Annotated in this window: 11 protein-coding genes and 1 pseudogene; 6 read left to right on the top strand and 6 right to left on the bottom strand. The window is 37.2% G+C overall.

Features of this window, described 5'->3' with window-relative positions:
- Positions 1-162: 162 nt before the first annotated feature.
- Positions 163-3915, bottom strand: a complete 3753-nt coding sequence (putA, locus tag F938_RS11280; RefSeq protein WP_005031886.1) for a trifunctional transcriptional regulator/proline dehydrogenase/L-glutamate gamma-semialdehyde dehydrogenase — start codon at positions 3913-3915, stop codon at positions 163-165.
- A gap of 120 nt (positions 3916-4035) precedes the next feature.
- Here putA and F938_RS11275 point away from each other — a divergent pair, with 120 nt between their 5' ends.
- A complete protein-coding gene (locus F938_RS11275) occupies positions 4036-4539 on the top strand; it encodes an Lrp/AsnC ligand binding domain-containing protein (protein ID WP_004830526.1) in 504 nt (167 codons plus the stop codon).
- Between the two features lie 40 nt (positions 4540-4579).
- Here the strand turns inward: F938_RS11275 and putP are convergent, their stop codons facing one another.
- Positions 4580-6085, bottom strand: a complete 1506-nt coding sequence (gene putP / locus F938_RS11270) for a sodium/proline symporter PutP (protein WP_005031884.1) — start codon at positions 6083-6085, stop codon at positions 4580-4582.
- A 379-nt stretch (positions 6086-6464) separates the two neighbouring features.
- Here putP and aspA point away from each other — a divergent pair, with 379 nt between their 5' ends.
- Both aspA and F938_RS11260 read left to right on the top strand, forming a co-directional pair.
- Positions 6465-7922, top strand: coding sequence for an aspartate ammonia-lyase (gene aspA, locus F938_RS11265; protein ID WP_005031882.1), 1458 nt, complete (start codon positions 6465-6467; stop codon positions 7920-7922).
- 134 nt (positions 7923-8056) lie between these two features.
- Positions 8057-9055 (top strand): DUF4349 domain-containing protein, encoded by a 999-nt coding sequence (locus F938_RS11260; protein ID WP_005031880.1) that lies wholly within the window; start codon positions 8057-8059, stop codon positions 9053-9055.
- A gap of 54 nt (positions 9056-9109) precedes the next feature.
- Here F938_RS11260 and F938_RS11255 read toward each other — a convergent pair whose 3' ends face one another.
- Complete coding sequence (locus tag F938_RS11255) at positions 9110-9811, bottom strand: SIR2 family NAD-dependent protein deacylase (RefSeq protein WP_010591725.1); 702 nt, start codon at positions 9809-9811, stop codon at positions 9110-9112.
- Between the two features lie 175 nt (positions 9812-9986).
- On the opposite strand from F938_RS11255, the gene F938_RS11250 reads away from it, so the two are divergent.
- Together F938_RS11250 and F938_RS11245 are read left to right on the top strand one after the other, a co-directional pair.
- Complete coding sequence (locus tag F938_RS11250; RefSeq protein WP_005031876.1) at positions 9987-11972, top strand: DUF1266 domain-containing protein; 1986 nt, start codon at positions 9987-9989, stop codon at positions 11970-11972.
- The gene (locus F938_RS11245) at positions 11969-13996 is read left to right on the top strand and encodes a DUF4034 domain-containing protein (protein ID WP_005031874.1); all 2028 of its coding nucleotides are present in this window, start codon (positions 11969-11971) and stop codon (positions 13994-13996) included. Before F938_RS11250 ends, F938_RS11245 begins: the two co-directional genes overlap by 4 nt.
- A 74-nt stretch (positions 13997-14070) precedes the next feature.
- Here F938_RS11245 and F938_RS11240 read toward each other — a convergent pair whose 3' ends face one another.
- The 3 genes from F938_RS11240 to F938_RS11230 form a co-directional block, all read right to left on the bottom strand.
- A complete protein-coding gene (locus F938_RS11240; RefSeq protein WP_005031873.1) occupies positions 14071-14817 on the bottom strand; it encodes an IS5-like element ISAbe13 family transposase in 747 nt (248 codons plus the stop codon).
- Positions 14818-15213: 396 nt separating this feature from the next.
- On the bottom strand, positions 15214-15549 hold the full coding sequence (locus F938_RS11235) for a hypothetical protein (RefSeq protein WP_005031871.1): 336 nt from the start codon (positions 15547-15549) through the stop codon (positions 15214-15216).
- Between the two features lie 98 nt (positions 15550-15647).
- Positions 15648-16946, bottom strand: a complete 1299-nt coding sequence (locus F938_RS11230; protein ID WP_004830535.1) for an MFS transporter — start codon at positions 16944-16946, stop codon at positions 15648-15650.
- Between the two features lie 740 nt (positions 16947-17686).
- Between F938_RS11230 and F938_RS23820 the strand changes: the two are divergent.
- Positions 17687-18605, top strand: a pseudogene (locus F938_RS23820) (IS3-like element ISAcsp5 family transposase); the annotation flags it as partial.

The raw sequence follows: 18605 nt of genomic DNA, 5'->3' as shown, positions 1-18605 counted from the left end.
CTAATCACTTAGATGGATAATCAGGCGGTTTGCCTATAGATGGTGCAATTTTATTTTGCAAAAAATTTACGTTTAATCGCAAGGTTTCAGCTGAAAAAACCAAGTCAAATGACTTTGACTTGGTATGGAAAATGATACAACTCATTTAAACTTACGCTTAGTTTAAGCTTGGTCTAGGGTCATCAAACTTGCATTCCCACCAGCCGCAGCAGTATTAATACTGATGGCTCGCTCAATGAGTAATGCTGCAAGTGGAATCTTATCGTTGGCATCATGATGTGTGACGCCAACAATAGCACCTTGACGTTGTGCAATTGTGGTTTGTAAGACTATCAAATTTTGTGTAGAACCTTGATGGAGTACTGCATCAAATTCATCATTGGATAAGTCATTGATCATAAAAAATTGTTGCTGTAAGTTCTTTGGCATGGATTGAATCATTTTTAATGCTAAAGCATTTGTCGCTAAAATGCCCACTTGACTATTTAAAGTCATTACAGCATTGAATTGATTCAATAACGCATTTTCTTGTTCGGCAATTACGGCAATGCGATGGCGCGCAACAATATGATATTGATTTGATTCTCCTGTTGGTCCAGGCAGTGCGTATAAAGCCAGAGGTGAAGTATATGCGTGCAGTTTAATCTGCGGATACTGTTGCTTTGCCCATAGCTGGAATTGCTGTTGCACTTCGGAAGGTGTCAAATTTAACTGCTCAGAAATATTTTTAACTGTACCAAAGGCAACAGCAGCTAACTCTGCTTGTTGCATGAGTTTATATAAGTAAATAGGACCACCAGCTTTAGGACCTGTCCCTGAAAGTCCTTCACCACCAAACGGTTGAACCCCAACAACAGCACCCACAATGTTTCGATTGATATATAAATTACCCACTTCAGCATGTTCAATAGTGGTTTGAATCGTTTCATCAATACGGGTATGTAGACCCATAGTCAAACCATAGCCTTTGGCATTAATTTGAGCCAAAAGTTGTTTTAACTCTCCGTATTTGTAGGTAATCACATGCAATACTGGACCAAAGACTTCACGTTTTAAATCATCAAGATTTGGTAGCTCAATCAGAGTCGGAACAATAAAAGTCCCTAAATTTAAGTCTGAACTTGGTGTGTCATAAGCCAATTGATGTATTTTATGACCTTTGTTACGCATCATTTCAATATGGTTGGCAATATTTTGCTGTGCTTCAAGGTCAATTACAGGTCCAATATCAGTCTTGAGTAAAATCGGTTGACCGATATTTAATTGCTGCATGGCGCCTTTCAACATTTTGATTAAAGTTGCTGCATTGTCTTCTTGTACACACAATACTCGCAGTGCCGAACAACGTTGACCCGCACTATCAAAAGCTGAGTTAACTGCATCGATCACGACTTGTTCAGTCAATGCTGATGAATCCACGATCATGGCATTTTGACCACCTGTTTCAGCAATCAGTGGAATGGGTTGACCTGTTGGACTCAAACGTTGTGCAACTGTTTTTTGCAAAATTTTAGCAACTTCGGTGGAACCCGTGAACATAATACCTTGAATACGTTCATCTTGACTGAGTTTTGCACCGACTGTTTCTCCGCGTCCAGGAAGTAGCTGCACGACAGATCGTGGAATACCTGCTTCCCAAAGGATTTGAATTGCTTGTGCTGCGATCAAAGGGGTTTGTTCTGCAGGTTTGGCAATCACCGTATTGCCTGCAACTAAGGCTGCCGAGATTTGCCCAGTAAAAATAGCAAGAGGGAAGTTCCATGGACTGATACATAAAATTGTCCCAAGCGGTGTAAGATGTTGATCTATACTTTGCATCTGTGCGGCATAGTAACGCAGGAAATCAACAGCTTCACGTACTTCAGCAATGGCATTACTGTAGGTTTTGCCACTTTCGCGGCAGAGTAATACCATAAGCTCTTGCAGACGTGCTTCCATTAGGTCAGCCGCTTTCAGTAGTAAGTTGGCACGAAAATCCTTAGAGGTATTTTTCCATGCTTCAAATGCACGATGTGCATTGTCCAATGCTAAATCTACCTGTGCAGATTCCGCTTCAATGACATGACCGACAATATCGGTATGATCTGATGGGTTGAGAATTTTTTGTGAATTTGCTGCATCAAAATCCGATACATTAGACTGATCAATTAAACTATAACTGTTCCATTGATACTTTAAAAAATGTTGAACGGTTTGATTTAGAGCTTTTAATTGGCTGTCATCGGCAAGATCAAAACCTTGTGAGTTTTGACGAATTCCCTGATATAACTGATGCGGTAGTGGAATTGCAGGATGTTTTAAACCAATTTGATGCTCTTTTTGCGCAGTTTCAATAATTTCCTGAGCTGGATTCTCAATCAAATCTTCAATGGGAATATTTTTGTCTGCAATACGATTAACAAAAGAAGTATTGGCGCCATTTTCCAAAAGACGACGTACAAGATAAGCCAACAAGGTTTCATGATTGCCGACAGGTGCGTAAATACGGCAAGGAATACCTAATTTCTTCGCCGAAATATCTCCCACCACTTGTTCGTATAAAGGTTCACCCATGCCATGTAAGCATTGGAATTCATATTGACCCAAATAATATTTTTGTGGATCTGCCAGTTGATAAATCGTGGCAAGCGTTTGCGCATTGTGCGTGGCAAATTGAGGGTAAATTTGCTCTGGTGCTGCAAGTAATTTTTTTGCACAAGCAATATAAGATAAATCGGTATGAACTTTACGGGTAAAGACTGGATAGTCAGAAAAACCATCAATTTGTGCTTTTTTGATCTCACTGTCCCAATAAGCACCTTTAACCAAACGGATCATTAAGCGTTTATGACTACGTTGAGCGAGGTCTATTATATAATCAACCACATAGAAACAGCGTTTCTGATAGGCTTGTATTACAAAGCCGATACCTTTCCAATCAGCAAGTTGTGGCTCAAAACATAAACGTTCGAGCAATTCCAGAGAAAGTTCTAAACGATCTGCTTCTTCTGCATCAATATTTAGACCAATATCATAATTTTTTGCCAAAAGCGCTAAATTTAAAATACGTGGATAAAGTTCGTGATGAACACGTTCTGTTTGCGAGCGTTGATAACGTGGATGTAGTGCAGAAAGTTTGATGGAAATACCAGGACCTGTATAGACATCCTTGCCTTCCGACGCTTTACCAATCGCATGAATTGCTTGAGTATAATCATCAAAATAGCGATCCGCGTCATGTTCAGTGAGTGCAGCTTCACCCAACATATCGTAAGAATAACGAAAGCCTTTATCTTCAAGTACTTTGGCATTATCCAATGCTTCTTCAATGGTTTCTCCAGTTACAAACTGTTCACCCATCATACGCATCGCAACATCAACAGCCTTACGGATAATACCTTTACCTGTACGTGCCAGAAGAGAGGTAAGTACGCCTGAAAGGCTAGACTGTTTTGGTGTTTCCATTAATTTGCCTGTCAGCATTAATCCCCAAGCTGCGGCATTGACAAACATCAGATTACTTTGTCCTAAGTGATCTTTCCAGTTGCCTTGATTAATTTTATCGCGAATTAATAAATCTCGAGTGGCACTATCAGGAATACGCAGCAATGCCTCAGCCAGACACATCAAGGCGATTCCTTCTTGAGACGATAAAGAAAACTCTTGAAGTAAGCCTTGTACAATACCAGCTTTACCTGATGAGCTTTTACGATCTCTTAGACTATGCGCCAAATTAAATGCGGTGTCATAGATCTTTTGACTCATCTCTTCAGACAGTTGACTGTGTTCAATTAGATTTTCAACACACTCTGGTTCAGCACGTCGCCATGCTGAATTGATTGCATCTTCAAAGTCTGTTTTTTCTTTGAATTCAGTGATGTAATCTAAACTTGGTGCGAGTTTAGGGTCTAAAATTTGGGGTGAATTCATATTCATTGTCAACGTCCTGTGACTCGCAAATATTTTTGTTGAGCTGTGTGGTTTATATAATTTATGATTGCAGAATATTTGGTGAATAACTCACTATAATTTTAAGAATATTTAGAGAATTATTCTATGGAAAGTGCATATTTAACGCTGGATCGTATAGATATTCGGATTTTAGAAATTTTGCAAAAAGATGGAAAAATTTCCAATATTAAACTCGCTGAAGAAGTTAATTTGTCTCCTACAGCAGCCTTAGCCCGTGTACAGAAACTCACAGCAGAAGGGTATATTCTTGGTTATGAGGCAAAGCTTAACCCCAAGATGCTGGGAGCAAATTTTGTGGTATTTGTTGAGATTTTATTAGACAAAACGACCCCGAATGTCTTGGATGCCTTTTCAGAGGCTGTGGTTCAATATCCTGAAATTATGGCTTGTCATATGATTAGTGGAGGCTTTGATTTTTTGGTGAAAATTCGCTGTGCCAACATGGAAGCTTTTCGGCATATTTCGGGACAAGTATTGTGGCAGTTGCCTGGTGTCAAGGAAACACGAAGCTACCCAGTCATGGAAGTAATTAAAGACAGTTCACAATTACATCTTAATTTTAAATCCAAAGTAAAAGCGAAAAAATAATAAAGGGGCATCAGCCCCTTTATCGTTTCATGATCTACGCTTATAAATTTTTCATTTCACGGTCATATATTTGTTCAGCATCATCAAAACGATCAGTGACTTCTTTTTCAGGCACTTTACCCAATAAACTTACCACAATGATACTGATCAGAGAGAAGATAAAACCAGGAATGATTTCATAAAGCCCAGTCGCTGCCATGGTGTTTTTCCAAACAATTACAGTCACAGCACCGACAATAATTCCGACCAAAGCACCATTTAAAGTCATGCGTTTCCAGAACACTGAAAGTAAAATCAATGGTCCAAATGCCGCGCCAAAACCTGCCCACGCATAAGCAACTAAACCAAGTACTTTACTTTCTGGGTTAAAGGCTAAAATAATGGCAAGCACAGAAATCGCAAGCACCATCAAACGACCGACCCAAACCAATTCAGTTTGTGACGCTTTTTTACGAATAAAAGACTTATATAAATCTTCGGTTAATGTACTTGAACAGACCAAAAGTTGGCAGCTTAGGGTACTCATCACAGCAGCAAGAATTGCCGCCAAAACAACACCTGCAACCCACGGGTTGAATAATATTTTGGTGAGTTCCATAAATACCGTTTCAGGATTTTTTGCCACAATTGCTGCTGAAGGTATATCTGGATGTGCTTGAAAATAAGCAATACCGACATAACCTACTGCCACGGCACCAGCTAAACAAAGAATCATCCATGCCATACCGATACGGCGTGCATTTGGGATTGATTTGACTGAATCAGCAGCCATGAAGCGGACCAGAATATGCGGTTGACCAAAATAGCCTAAGCCCCAAGCCATTGATGAAATAATGGCAATAAAACTTACCCCTTGGAACATATTTGCAGCATGTGGACGAGCGGTTTCAATTAATTGCGTCACATGTTGTAAATCACCTACAGCCAAGAAAGTCATGATTGGCGCTAGCAACAATGCGAAAATCATTAGACCAGCTTGAAAAGTATCTGTCCAAGAGATAGCCAGGAATCCACCGATGCAGACATAACTGATGGTTGCAATCGCGCTGACCCAAAGTGCGGTGGTATAGTTCATTGCAAAAATACTTTCGAATAAACGTGCACCTGCGACCATACCTGAAGCGCAATAAATACCAAAGAAAATCAAAATGACCAATGCAGAAATAATGCGTAAGACTTTTTTCTTATCGCCGAAACGACTGGTGAAATAATCTGGCAATGTCAGGGCATTGTTCTGTACTTCAGTGTGAACACGTAAACGACCTGCGACCAAATACCAGTTTAACCATGCACCGATGATTAAGCCGATCGCAATCCATGACTCAGATAAACCCGTGAGATAGATTGCACCTGGCAGCCCCATGAGCAACCAACCACTCATATCAGATGCACCTGCCGAAAGCGCGGTGACAAAACTACCTAAACTTCGACCACCCAAGATATAGTCTGAGAAATCAGTGGTCTTTCTATAGGCATATAAGCCGATACAGACCATTGCAATAATATAGAAAATAAAGGTCACAACTGTGGGGTTGATTGAGTCCATATCTAATTCATTCCTTGTGGAGCAAATCTCCAAGTTTTATTTTTTTCACATGAGTTTCACGAGCGGATTCTTTCACATAAATAAAAAATATCGCTGTAATTTTTATAAGGTGATTATGCAAGCTTTTTGTATCCAATTGTACATTTGGATACAAAAGCGAAAATCAGCATTTATAAAGCAAATTTAAATAAAATGCTGTGCATTTTCACATTGAAGAAGTATAAGTGAATGTGGTTACATAAAGTTACATGAGCAACAATACCTATATCATATCGAAAAATTGCGGATAGAAATGACATATTTTGCTAATACAAAATTTTTATAGAGAGAATATGATAGGAAATGCAAGGCTATAGTGCATAAATAACGAGAATATCCCATGGAAACAGTCCAACTTGCTGCAGAAATTACAAGAATAGAAAAAGATTTATTGGGAAGTAAAGAAGTACCTATAAATAGTTACTACGGCATCCATACCGTTAGAGCTTTAGAAAATTTTAATATTTCTAAACATACTGTCGGTGAACAAAGCTTTTTTATCCGCGCATTAGCCCAAGTTAAAAAAGCTTCGGCACAAACTAACTTTCAATTTAATAAAATATCGGAAGAGATGAGTTTAGCCATTCAACAAGCTTGTGATAAGTTAATTGAAAATCCTCAAGACTGGAAAGATTCATTTCCATCGGATGTTTACCAAGGCGGTGCGGGTACATCGATCAACATGAATACCAATGAAGTGATTGCAAATATTGCTTTAGAGTCACTTGGTTATGCAAAAGGTCGATATGATATTATTCATCCCAATGATCATGTCAACAAATCACAATCCACCAACGATGTTTATCCGACAGCGTTACGTCTAGCGACATATTATTCATTCGATCTGTTATTTGAAAAAATGAACAATTTGATCAGTTCGCTCATTTTAAAAGCATCAGAATTTCAATTTGTACTGAAAATGGGGCGAACTCAATTACAAGATGCCGTGCCGATGACATTGGGTCAAGAATTTCATGCCTTTGCCACCCTATTAAAAGAAGATGTACGTTTAATTAAAAAAACACGAGAACTTTTATTGGAAATTAATTTAGGTGCGACTGCGATAGGGACAGGTGTAAATACACCGCATGGTTATGCAGCACAAGTAAATCATAATTTAACCGCATTAACAGGTCTAAAGTTGATTGGCGCTGAAGATTATGTCGAAGCGACCAGTGATTGTGGTGTTTTTATCATTCTTTCCAGTGCATTGAAGCGTTTGGCTGTCAAACTTTCTAAAATTTGTAATGATCTACGCTTGCTGAGTTCCGGACCACGTACAGGATTATGGGAAATACGCTTACCCGAATTGCAAGCAGGTTCATCAATTATGCCTGCAAAAGTTAATCCTGTTATTCCTGAAGTGGTCAATCAAATTGCTTTTAAAGTAATTGGCAATGATTTGACGATTACTTTTGCTGCTGAAGCAGGGCAATTACAGTTGAATGTAATGGAGCCTGTGATTGCGCTCTCGATGAATGAATCCATTGAGTTATTGATTCATGGGATTCAAACCTTGGATGAGAAATGTATTCAGGGCATTATTGCCAATGAAAAAACCTGCTATGACGCTGTAATGCGCAGTGTGGGCATCATTACTCTACTTGATCCTATTTTAGGGCATGCAAAATGTGATGAAATCGGGAAACAGTGCATAGCTGAAAATAAAACCATTCAAGAGGTCGTATTAGAACAAGGCTTATTAACACAACAACAGTTAGATGAAATTTTCTCATTTGAAAATATGATTTCTGAAATTGCAGTGCAGTCTTATGATGAAATAGGGCATACAGGTTAAACAAGCATCAAATAAATAAAATAGATCAGTTCTTAATACAGCATTTCGATGCTGTATTTTTATGCATGGTAAAAATCGGAAAATGTCTTTATAATCTCAAAAACTTAAAAATCATTAACTAAAGTCAATAATTTATGAATAATAAACATTTAATCCTCGCGCTTAGTCTTGTTCTAATTTCTGGATGTGCAAAAAAAGCAGAAGAAGCTGCTGAAAGTGCATCTGCACAAGATTCACAAGTGGTTGCGCAAGATGCTGTACAAGCCGCTGATGCTTCTGAAAAAAGTAATGAACAAGCTGCTGAAAATACTGTTGATACCACACCTGTAACTGAACAAAAGCCTGAAACCATTTTAAGTACCGATGTCAGTCAAGCAGAAAAAGCACGTCGTATGGTGCGAGAAGCACAAGTTAATTTTACGGCTAAGGATGTGGTAAAAACTGCTTTAGAAATCGATAAGCTTACTTTTCAGGCAGGTGGTTTTATTGAGCAGAAAAATATCAGCTTTGATGTGTTAGATAAACAAACGCAAAAAATTGGTGATGGTAAAATCCGAGTTTTTGAAAAAGTTGATCCGCATGCAGAAATTATTGTACGTGTGCCTAGTGACAAAGCTGCTGTGTATGTAAATCAATTGTTGCCTTTAATGTACTTTTTGAACCAGCAACAGTATTCCGCAAAACGTTTTGAGTTAAAGCTATTGGAAGAAAAAATGGCACAAACTCAGACTGTACCAGGTGATACTAAACAGTCTCAACTGAATGAAATCTCTCGTTTAACACAACTTGAAGTGCAAGACCGTGTTCGTTTCAGCACCATTAGTATCACCATTAAACAACCAGCAATGGTTCGTGAAAGTTTAGATGTCGATGTAGATGCAGTAGCACGTTTAAATGGTGATGGTTTTTGGAAACGCGCTTGGGAAGGTGTTCAATACGGTTGGCAATTTATTTTGGACTTGTTGGTTATTTTAGTGACCATTTGGCCACTTTATTTACTGATCATGGTTGGATGTATTATTTATCGAGTGACGAAGCCTTTATTGAATAAGTTATTCAATGATTCATTAGCAACTAAGCCAATTAAGGATGAGAAGAAAGAGCAAGCTCACCCAAATGATGAAAATAAATGATTCATCAAAGTGTATGATGAAGTCTTTAAAACCAGTGTAATTACACTGGTTTTTTTAATGCTTTGTAAATTTTTCAAAAAGTTGCTGCATACCATCCGTTGCGTTCATTTTTAGACATTCATATTGTACTGGTACACGCGAATGGCTGGCTTGAGGGTCAATATAATATGCTTCACAATATTGTGGAATTTCATAAATCAAACCTGCGACAGGATAAACAGCCAAGGCTGAACCAATTACAATAAAGATATCTGTATCTTGAACAGTTTGGATTGCCTGTTCATAAGCAGGCACAGCTTCACCAAACCAAACGACGTGTGGGCGGAGTGGATAGCCTTCAGGGCATTGATCTTTTTCTAAATCCAACTTCCAACCTTGAATGGGGTAAAATTCATTGCTGTATTCCGCATGTGGTTTTGAGCTTTTGGCGAGTCGAATGTTGCCATGCAGATGGATCACCTGTTGACTTCCTGCACGTTCATGAAGGTCATCTATATTTTGAGTAATGACATGTACCTCAAAGTATTGTTCAAGCTCAGCAATGATCCTGTGGGCGAGATTGGGCTTGGCTTCAAGTATGTTTTTACGACGTTCATTATAGAAACGCTGAACCAATTCAGGATTACGTTGCCATGCTTCAGGGGTAGCGACTTCTTGGATATTGTAGTTTTCCCATAATCCACCACGATCACGAAAAGTATCAATACCACTTTCCGCACTCATTCCTGCGCCTGAGAAAATCACAATTTTTTTCATCATATAAGCATTTGAAAATTTTTAAAATACTAACATAAATACATTTAAATTTTAGGGAATTCTATTTCCTAAGGAGTATTTTGTTATAAACTATTCACATTAAATATTTCGATATTTGGAATATTTTTATAAAAATCAGACTGTAATGTAGTAGAAATACGTTAAATGGAATAGCATGGAAACACGAGATATTGTCAATGCACCTGAAGTTAAAAAAACAATAGTAGAACGTAGCCAACGCCGTAAAGATGACCCAGAAATTACCCAATGGTTTGAAAAAAAATTCTTTGAATATGTGATTAAACATTTTAATCCTGTCTTTCATGTCAATTCAGTTGCTGCTTGGAAAATCTGCCAGTTACCTCAGCCGATTCCTGCATGGTTTTTGAAAAAACTCGAACAACAACCAGATAGCCACATGCTGTACATTGATCCTTTGCATGAACAGATTTTGGCGCTAGAAAAACCACTATTAGAATTTTTTAATTCCAGACTCAAAACAAATCTAAAAGGCAAATTCATGAAAATGACTTATGACCAAGTGTTAGACGCTTGGCATAAAGATCATGAAGCAATGAAAAAGCGTTTGGAAAAAGGGCAATGGGACAGTTCTGAACACGCGATTAGCGAGGTTTTAGCGGTAGATACGGGACGTTTTATTGAAATTACCGCCACAGGAATGTTGTTGCGTAAAGAGATGGCTTTTGAGTCACGTTATATGCAACATTGCCTAGGACAGTTCGCTAACCTGACTGAGCTTAAAGATGGCTATGGTGAGCATTATGTGACACAGAAAGAATATGGTCTATTTCGTTATTTTAGCCTAAGAGATGCTTCTAATAAGCCACATGTCACCATTAGTTTAGAATGGGATGGTGAAGCGTGGTGCATTGAGCAAATTAAGGGGAAACAAAACCAAGTTCCAGTTAAAAAATATGTGGATGATGTTTTATTATTTTTAAATCATATTCAACCAAAAAATAATCACAATTCAGATTGTTCGAATCTTGGAATTATATATCGTCCTGAACTTTTAGACTCACAGCAAATTGATGATTCAGTTGAGCAACAGAAAAATAGCTTACTGCACATTGAACAACTGCCATATTTTTACTTTTATGAATTAAGCGATCCATTGGTTGTTGAAGGAATTGTGATGCAAAATCCAGATTTAATGGATCTATGTACACAACAAAGCTCAGTTTTACAATGGATGATGTTGGCAACAAATAAAGAGGAATACATTCAAAACCCGCAAAATATTTTAATACAACAAGTCATGCAATTTAATCAAACAGATTTTGATCAAAGAAAACTAAATATTCCACTAAAATTTGAAAAGAAAAAAACACTTCCACTTATTTTACATTTGATCTTATTGCCTTTTTATCTCATTTTTTTAGTGTTAGGTATGCTCAGTCAAATTCCTTGGATTGGCTGGATATTTAAAATTTTAATGTTTGTTTTTGCAATCCCTGCAATGCCATTTTTAAAAAGTAATGCAGATCAAAGAAAAAAATGGGCTTTGGCAACAGGTGATTTGATTTATGTACGCAATAAAATTTCTTGTGATGATGTGGATACACTAATGCTTGATGATTTTAAAAATAATGAAGCAAAATTTAGAACACATTTAGACCAACTTTTGAAACTAGAACAAAATAGTCAAATTGAACGTTTGCAAAAAATTGAATTCTTTTTAAAAGAGTATTTTTATGTTGGCGACTTATATGGTTGGTATGATTTGAATCAAGAGGTTCGACCTTATTATCGTGATGTTTTGGTCTATGCCCACATCCAAAAAATTATCATGATGCGCTTATTGCATCAATTTGAATATGTCGGTGAAGATGAAGCTTGGCAATACATTTTGGCTTCGGCTCAAATTATCCAAGAGTGTTGTACAAGCTGGCAGGAAATGGGGCAATATTATGCACAAGGTCGTGAAATTGACTTGATTGTGCGCCACTCGGACTATAACAATTATGATAAATCTGCACGCCATGAAATCCAGCAATACCTTGAAAAACGTTCATGCAATTGGAAATCTTTGGACTGGAATTTAACACTTTTACCAGAACTTGCAGACTTAAAAATCCAGCCCATTATGTTTGATTCCGCTCGAACATCACCAGATTACAGTATGAGAGCTTCATCATGATTAAAGCTGAGTATGTCCATGAAAGTTTAAGAAAAGAAGGGCAATATCCACTGGGTCTACTCGAAAATAGACAATATGAAGCCTTAGAGCAATTTTTTACCCAACTATGGAATAGCCGTACTGAGAAAAGTGCTTTTCAATGGGAAAGTGATTGGTTTGCTTACCCTTATCAAATGTTTTCTGAGATGTTTTTAAATCAAGGACCTCAGGCACTTCAGCACCTTGAAGAGTGGTCAAAAACATACCCTGAGAGTTTTTTTCCTTATGTGATCAAGGTACGTTATTGGGCATTTTGGGCTTCTGAATATCGCGGGGGAACTTGGGCAAATCAAGTTTCAGAAGATATGTGGGATTGTGCTCGTGAAGCACAAAAGCAGATTTATATAACTGCAATGCAAGCAATCGCTTTTTCTCCAAATGCTTGGACTGTTGTGATTCACTTACTCAATGCAGCAGCAAAGCTGGATGAACCAAAGTGGTTTGATAAGTGGTTATTTAAACAAAAGCAACCTCAAAATTTAAAACATGTCATTAAACCCAAATTACAGAAAATTGCCAAGTTAAGTGGATTATCAACAGATTTAGCTTTGACATTGCCTCAACAAATTCCAGACATGCTTAAACCGTATCTGGATTTAAAATCTGAATTGGATTTACCGCAAAATGAAGCGGCATTTTGGTTGAAAGTTTTTCTTGATCAGTCTCAGTATGGTCTTGTTGCTGCAATTGACTATTGCTGGTATTTATTGCCACGTTGGGGCTATAACTATCAGGCAATCATCGAGTTTATACAATCTGATTGGTGTGATCATTTTACTGAAATTGAAAAAAATGAACTTCACTTTGTGATGTGGTACGACTCGGTAGAGGACAGCTATTCCGATGATCAAACGGGCGAGATTAAAAAACATATTCAAATCGCTTTAGACTTATTAAAACGTCCTTTGAGTGAAAAAAATCGCGCTAAGATTTATTTGCGTTTGGCGTATTTTTATACTTTGTTGAATGAGTCTGATGCAAAAATTCTAGATTGTTATTTGCATACGATTGGGCATGATGTATTTGATGAATATGATTTGCAACGTGCAATTTATTATTGGTTTAAATATGTAAAAGATCATGATTTTTTAGGTCATATTGCTATTTCCAATCGTAAAACCCTAGCCAGCGCAGCGGTTCTTTATGGATTACTTACTCAGCATGGTTGGTCTGGTGTAGAAAAAAATCCATTGGTGGCTCAGTCTTGGTTTGAGTTCGCTAAAAGTTTAGAAAAACCTAAAGCTTTTCCTGAAGGTGAATACTGTTGCTTCTATCGTGTTTATAAAAGTTTTGATGAACTTGAAAGCTATCCTGATGTGATTGATATGTTACACGCTGCATCAGAGCTTGGTTATGTCAACCCAAGTTTTACGAGTGGTTATATTCATTCAAGAGAAGATTCGAGTTTATATGATGTAGATATAGCAAAGAAGTATTCCAACAAAGCTGCTGAACAAGGGCATTATATTGCCATGTATAATATGGGGGTAAATTACCTTAATCGGGGTATTAAAGATGATGAAAGCAACCCATTTCCATTATTAAAACAAAGTTTGGATTATTTTGAACAAGCACGAATAGGACTTGAAAAATCACGCACAGATGGTACTTATGAGTATCAAGAACTTGAAGATGACATCATAGATCTATATGCGGATCGCTTATATCACTACAGTTATTACCCTGAGCTGGGTGATATTATTATTCCGCAATTGATTTCGCATGGTTGGAATCGGCATATCAAGGCAATGAGTGCATTAGCAAGGCTTTACGCAGATCAAGCCAATCGTCCGCACTACTTTGACTATACGATGGCAGTTAAATGGTGTGAGGCAGCACGTTTACAAGAACCTGAAAACGATGATGTGCTTGATGCAATTGCTGTGGTTGAAACAGATTCGATGAAAAAGATTTTGAAATATCAGTTTACTGTCGACAAAATCCCCGTTGAAGATATGCCAGGTCGACAGGACGTATTGTTTTAAATGGCGTTTCATGGTCAAGGTGTTGAACAGAAATTTATATAGGGTCTGTTGACATTTAGGGTTCATAATTTAACCTACAAGGGGAGCCATAAAAATATACAAGCTAATGCAACAGAACTTTCATAGTTCCGTTTTAACTTGTCGTATCGAGTGGCTATCCCTCTAAATTGCTTTAACCTACAAAACATATTTTCTACTAAATGCCTGATTTTATATAAATACCAATCCATATGGTCATTGTTTGATTGGCTATTGGATTTTTTAGGTATATTTGCTTTTGTTCCAGTTGCTCTAATCTGCTGTCTTAATGGCTCTGAATCGTAACCTTTATCTGCACATACAATCTCTGCCTCATTTAAATTGAGTTTTGAAATTAAATCAGGTGCGACCTTAACATCATGTGTGGTTCCATCAGTAATAATGAAATCAATAGGATTACCATCTGAATCTACAACTAAATGTATTTTGGAGGAGTTTCCTCCAGCACTTTTAGAGATTGCCTGATCAGCTATACCCGCAGAATGTTGATGAGCACGAATATGGGAACCATCGATGAATAGCCATTCCATATCGGTATTCAGTGATAATAATTTGAATATAGTGAGTAACTTACCACTACTTGACCAGCGATTAAAACGTTTAAAAATAGAGTTGGGTTGTCCAAAGCAAGTTGGGATATCACGCCAAGGGCACCCAGTTCTTATTCTATAAAGAATCGCTTCAATAAAATTTCTTAAATTTGAGTTGAGATGAATGGATAAATTACGCAAAATAGCTTTCAACTTTTGCCAGTGTTGATCTGTTAACATGGTACGAGGCATAGCGAATAGTAGAATTGGGTTTGGCGATTTAATTTTACTACTTCGCTATTTTTTAATCTAAAAGTGTCAACACACCCTAGTCAATCTGTTGAAAAATAGACATTAAATATAATTTCTAGATCAATAAAATCAATGCGATAAATCTATTGTTTGATGATATAAAAGCTCGCAATACTGCACTTTACATCCAAAGTTTAAATTGTTTTGTGTAGGCAATTCTTTACTTTGCTAAGCAAATTTTTTGTTGAATCGCATTCTTGCGCTGCAATCAAAGCAGCGCTTTGTCTTTGCTCATATACCCCGGCTCAACATGGTGACATCCATATCGATACTTTGTTTTTTTAAACAAAGCTAGATTCAAGATTCGCTGGTGTTCTTGCAAAGTGTAGAGGGGGATTATTTTAATAATTTAATATGTTTGATGAAATAAAATGATTCATCGTCACTTGGACCTGCAACACGTCCTGCATTTTTCTCTAATTTAATGTCTGCTTGAACTTTTTTTTCAAAGTATTGCTTTTTAAGTGTTTGTCCATCTATTTCTTCATCTGGATCAAACCATTTGCCACATTTCTGATCGCAGTAGGCATGAATCGTCTTACCTTGTACATTTTTCAACATTAATGAAAGGTCATCTACACCACCACCATCCACCAAAATATAGTTTTGTGTTTTGGCATAGGCACTCAGACTAATCGCGAAAGATATAAATATAAGTGAGAGTTTTTTCATTATTTCCTCAAGATATTCTATAGTCTTATGATTTAATGCTATATTTTACATCAAAATTTTAAGGTCTGTATAAACAGACCTTAAATCATTGCAAGAGATTAGTGATCGTGATGTAAATATTTGGGTTGTTTCGGTAGTTGCATACTACAGAATAAACAAATTATCAGCATAACAATCACATAAACGAAGAACGTGTTTTCATGTCCTAAATCTTTTAATTTAAGCGCGACAGCGGGGGCTGAACCGCCAAAAATTGCATTTCCGACGGCATAAGCAAAACCAACGCCTAATGCACGAATATGCGGTGGGAACATCTCAGCTTTTACCAGTCCACTAATAGAGGTATAAAAGCTCAGTAACATCATTAAGAACACCAACAATGCGGTCACAATAAATGCTGAACCACTAAAATATGGCATAGCGATTACCATGACTGGATAAATAAAGATTGCACAACTGATACTAAACAGCATCATGGACGATCGACGACCAATTCGGTCTGCCAGCATTCCAAACAATGGTTGAGCGCACATAAAGATAAACAATGCAATGGTCATCATATAACCCACTGTTTTATCAGCAAACCCTAAACTGGTGATATAGGTTTTTGAATATACCGTGATGATATAAAAACACAAAGAGCCTGCCGAGGTATAACCAACCACCAGTAAAAAGGTGCTCCAATTCTTGGTCAGTAACTCTTTTAGACTTCCTGAACCTTCTTTACGTCCATCATCTTCAGAAAGTGTTTCTTTCAAATGACGACGAGCAAAGAACGAAAGAATCGCAACTACCCCGCCAATGATAAATGGAATACGCCATCCACCATCCATAAGCTGTTCTTTTGACATCAGTGCCAACATGATCACGCCAAGTAGACTCGCCAAGAGCTGTCCGCCAGACAGGGTTACATACTGGAATGATGAGTAAAAACCACGTTGACCTTTTAAAGCCACCTCACTCATATAAGTGGCTACTGTCCCATATTCACCACCTACTGAAAGCCCTTGCAAAAGTCTGACCGCTAACAATAAAAATGGGGCAGCCATACCGACTTGTTCATAGGTTGGAAGTGCTGCAAATAAAAATGAGCTGACCGCCATTAAACTAATGGAAATGATCATCGACTTTTTACGCCCAAAAGTATCGCCAATCCATCCAAATAACCAACTGCCGATTGGGCGCATAAAAAAGCTGGCAGCAAAAACACCCCACACATAAATTGCTTTGGTGGAGTCATTCATATCGGGTGCAGTTAATGCATGGGTAAAATAGGTGGCAAAAGCGGCATAAATATAAAAGTCAAACCATTCCACTAAGTTACCAGATGCAGCGCCGACAATAGCCATGACACGATTACGTTTTTCGTGAGGCGCGTAGGTATGTGTTTCAGTCATAAAACATCCTTATTTTTGTGCTGCAATAATTTATGTTTAAAAATGAGAAAATTAGACTTTTTAAATTCCAAATTCTTTTGATGATTTTAGATTTAAATCATGAATGAAAAGCGACATTGGAACAAAAAATACACAGCTTACTACATGTCAATCTATAAAATTATGCATGAATGCTATTGTTTTTATTTGCGTAATATGAGAATTTATAGATTAATAGCATGTTATAAAAATAAATATATAACATTAATAATCAGACATGTTTAGTGTACTTACGAGTTTTATAATTTTTAAATTTCCTTGGTTAAAAACATATTTAAACTGATCGAATAAAATGAGAATTTTAACGGGAATGGTGAATTGAGTTTTTATTTGTCATGTTTATATAAAAATAACTATAAATTATATAATAACTCACAGAATTGATAGGCAATCATGCAATAAATTTAATTTCATAATATATACTGTAATTTATAAAATACTGTGAAAATTATCAATAAATCAATTAATTAGGTTTCATGTGAAAAATACTTTGTGGTAGACAAATCATGATATTTTATTATATGGTGATGGTGAATTTAGAAAAAATACACAATAGATCATGTTTAATAATATTAATTTTGTTTTGGAAAAAATGGGACTTTCTGCTCAAAAATGATGTGGTTCTAGGATTTTAGACCACGCCTATAAGTGATAATCTACTCCCCAATAAGCATGGGAAATGCTTGTTTTTGGAGTCAACCATGACACGAAGAAAACGTCGTAATCATTCAGCAGAGTTTAAAGTTAAAGTTGCTCTCGCAGCAATTAAAGGCGACCACACACTCGCTGAACTTTCTACTCAATTCGATTTACATCAAAACCAAATCATCGATTGGAAAAATCAACTGCTTGAGCAATCAGTCAATATTTTTTCACGACCAACAGCACAACAAGAACCAGAGATTGACCTCAAAGCTCTACATGCCAAGATAGGACATCAGGCATTGCAAATTGATTTTTTAGAAGGTGCGCTCAGAAAAATAGGGCAGCTGAGCGGCAAAAAATGATCGATAAGACCCATCAACTTTCGGTAAGACAACAATCGCAATTGATTCAAATCAATCGCAGTACGTTGTATTACAAGCCCAAAGAGATTTCATCAACTGATTTGAGTTTGATGCGTCTGATCGATGAAATTCATCTCGACTACCCATTTATGGGCAGTCGAATGATACGAGGTATGCTACAGCGTCAAGGGCATCAAATAGGTCGGCGTAAAGTCCGACGTTTAATGCGCTTGATGGGAATACATGCCTTGTATCCAAAACCCAATACCAGTAAGCCTAATCTTGCACACCGTATTTTCCCATATCTGTTGAAAAACATGGTCATCGATCACTCTAATCAAGTCTGGTGTACAGATATCACATACATTCCTATGGCTAAAGGCTTTGTCTATCTGTGTGCAATTATAGATTGGCATAGTCGTAAAGTACTGGCTCATCGAGTATCGATCAGTATGGAAACAGACTTTTGCATAGATGCGTTGCAAGAAGCAATTGTGAAATATGGTTGTCCTGAGGTGTTTAATACAGACCAAGGCAGTCAATTCACAAGTGAGGCATTTTTGAATGAGTTAAAATTGCGAAATATCCGTATCAGTATGGATGGGAAAGGACG

The organism is Acinetobacter bereziniae LMG 1003 = CIP 70.12, from assembly GCF_000368925.1.
GTDB lineage: Bacteria > Pseudomonadota > Gammaproteobacteria > Pseudomonadales > Moraxellaceae > Acinetobacter > Acinetobacter bereziniae.
This window is presented reverse-complemented; position numbering and strand designations above follow the sequence as displayed.

Excerpts from the sequence above, each read along its gene's own strand:
- putA (WP_005031886.1), bottom strand. The coding sequence starts at position 3,915 with ATGAATATGAATTCACCCCAAATTTTAGACCCTAAACTCGCACCAAGT.
- F938_RS11275 (WP_004830526.1), top strand. The coding sequence starts at position 4,036 with ATGGAAAGTGCATATTTAACGCTGGATCGTATAGATATTCGGATTTTA.
- putP (WP_005031884.1), bottom strand. The coding sequence starts at position 6,085 with ATGGACTCAATCAACCCCACAGTTGTGACCTTTATTTTCTATATTATT.
- aspA (WP_005031882.1), top strand. The coding sequence starts at position 6,465 with ATGGAAACAGTCCAACTTGCTGCAGAAATTACAAGAATAGAAAAAGAT.
- F938_RS11260 (WP_005031880.1), top strand. The coding sequence starts at position 8,057 with ATGAATAATAAACATTTAATCCTCGCGCTTAGTCTTGTTCTAATTTCT.
- F938_RS11255 (WP_010591725.1), bottom strand. The coding sequence starts at position 9,811 with ATGAAAAAAATTGTGATTTTCTCAGGCGCAGGAATGAGTGCGGAAAGT.
- F938_RS11250 (WP_005031876.1), top strand. The coding sequence starts at position 9,987 with ATGGAAACACGAGATATTGTCAATGCACCTGAAGTTAAAAAAACAATA.
- F938_RS11245 (WP_005031874.1), top strand. The coding sequence starts at position 11,969 with ATGATTAAAGCTGAGTATGTCCATGAAAGTTTAAGAAAAGAAGGGCAA.
- F938_RS11240 (WP_005031873.1), bottom strand. The coding sequence starts at position 14,817 with ATGCCTCGTACCATGTTAACAGATCAACACTGGCAAAAGTTGAAAGCT.
- F938_RS11235 (WP_005031871.1), bottom strand. The coding sequence starts at position 15,549 with ATGAAAAAACTCTCACTTATATTTATATCTTTCGCGATTAGTCTGAGT.
- F938_RS11230 (WP_004830535.1), bottom strand. The coding sequence starts at position 16,946 with ATGACTGAAACACATACCTACGCGCCTCACGAAAAACGTAATCGTGTC.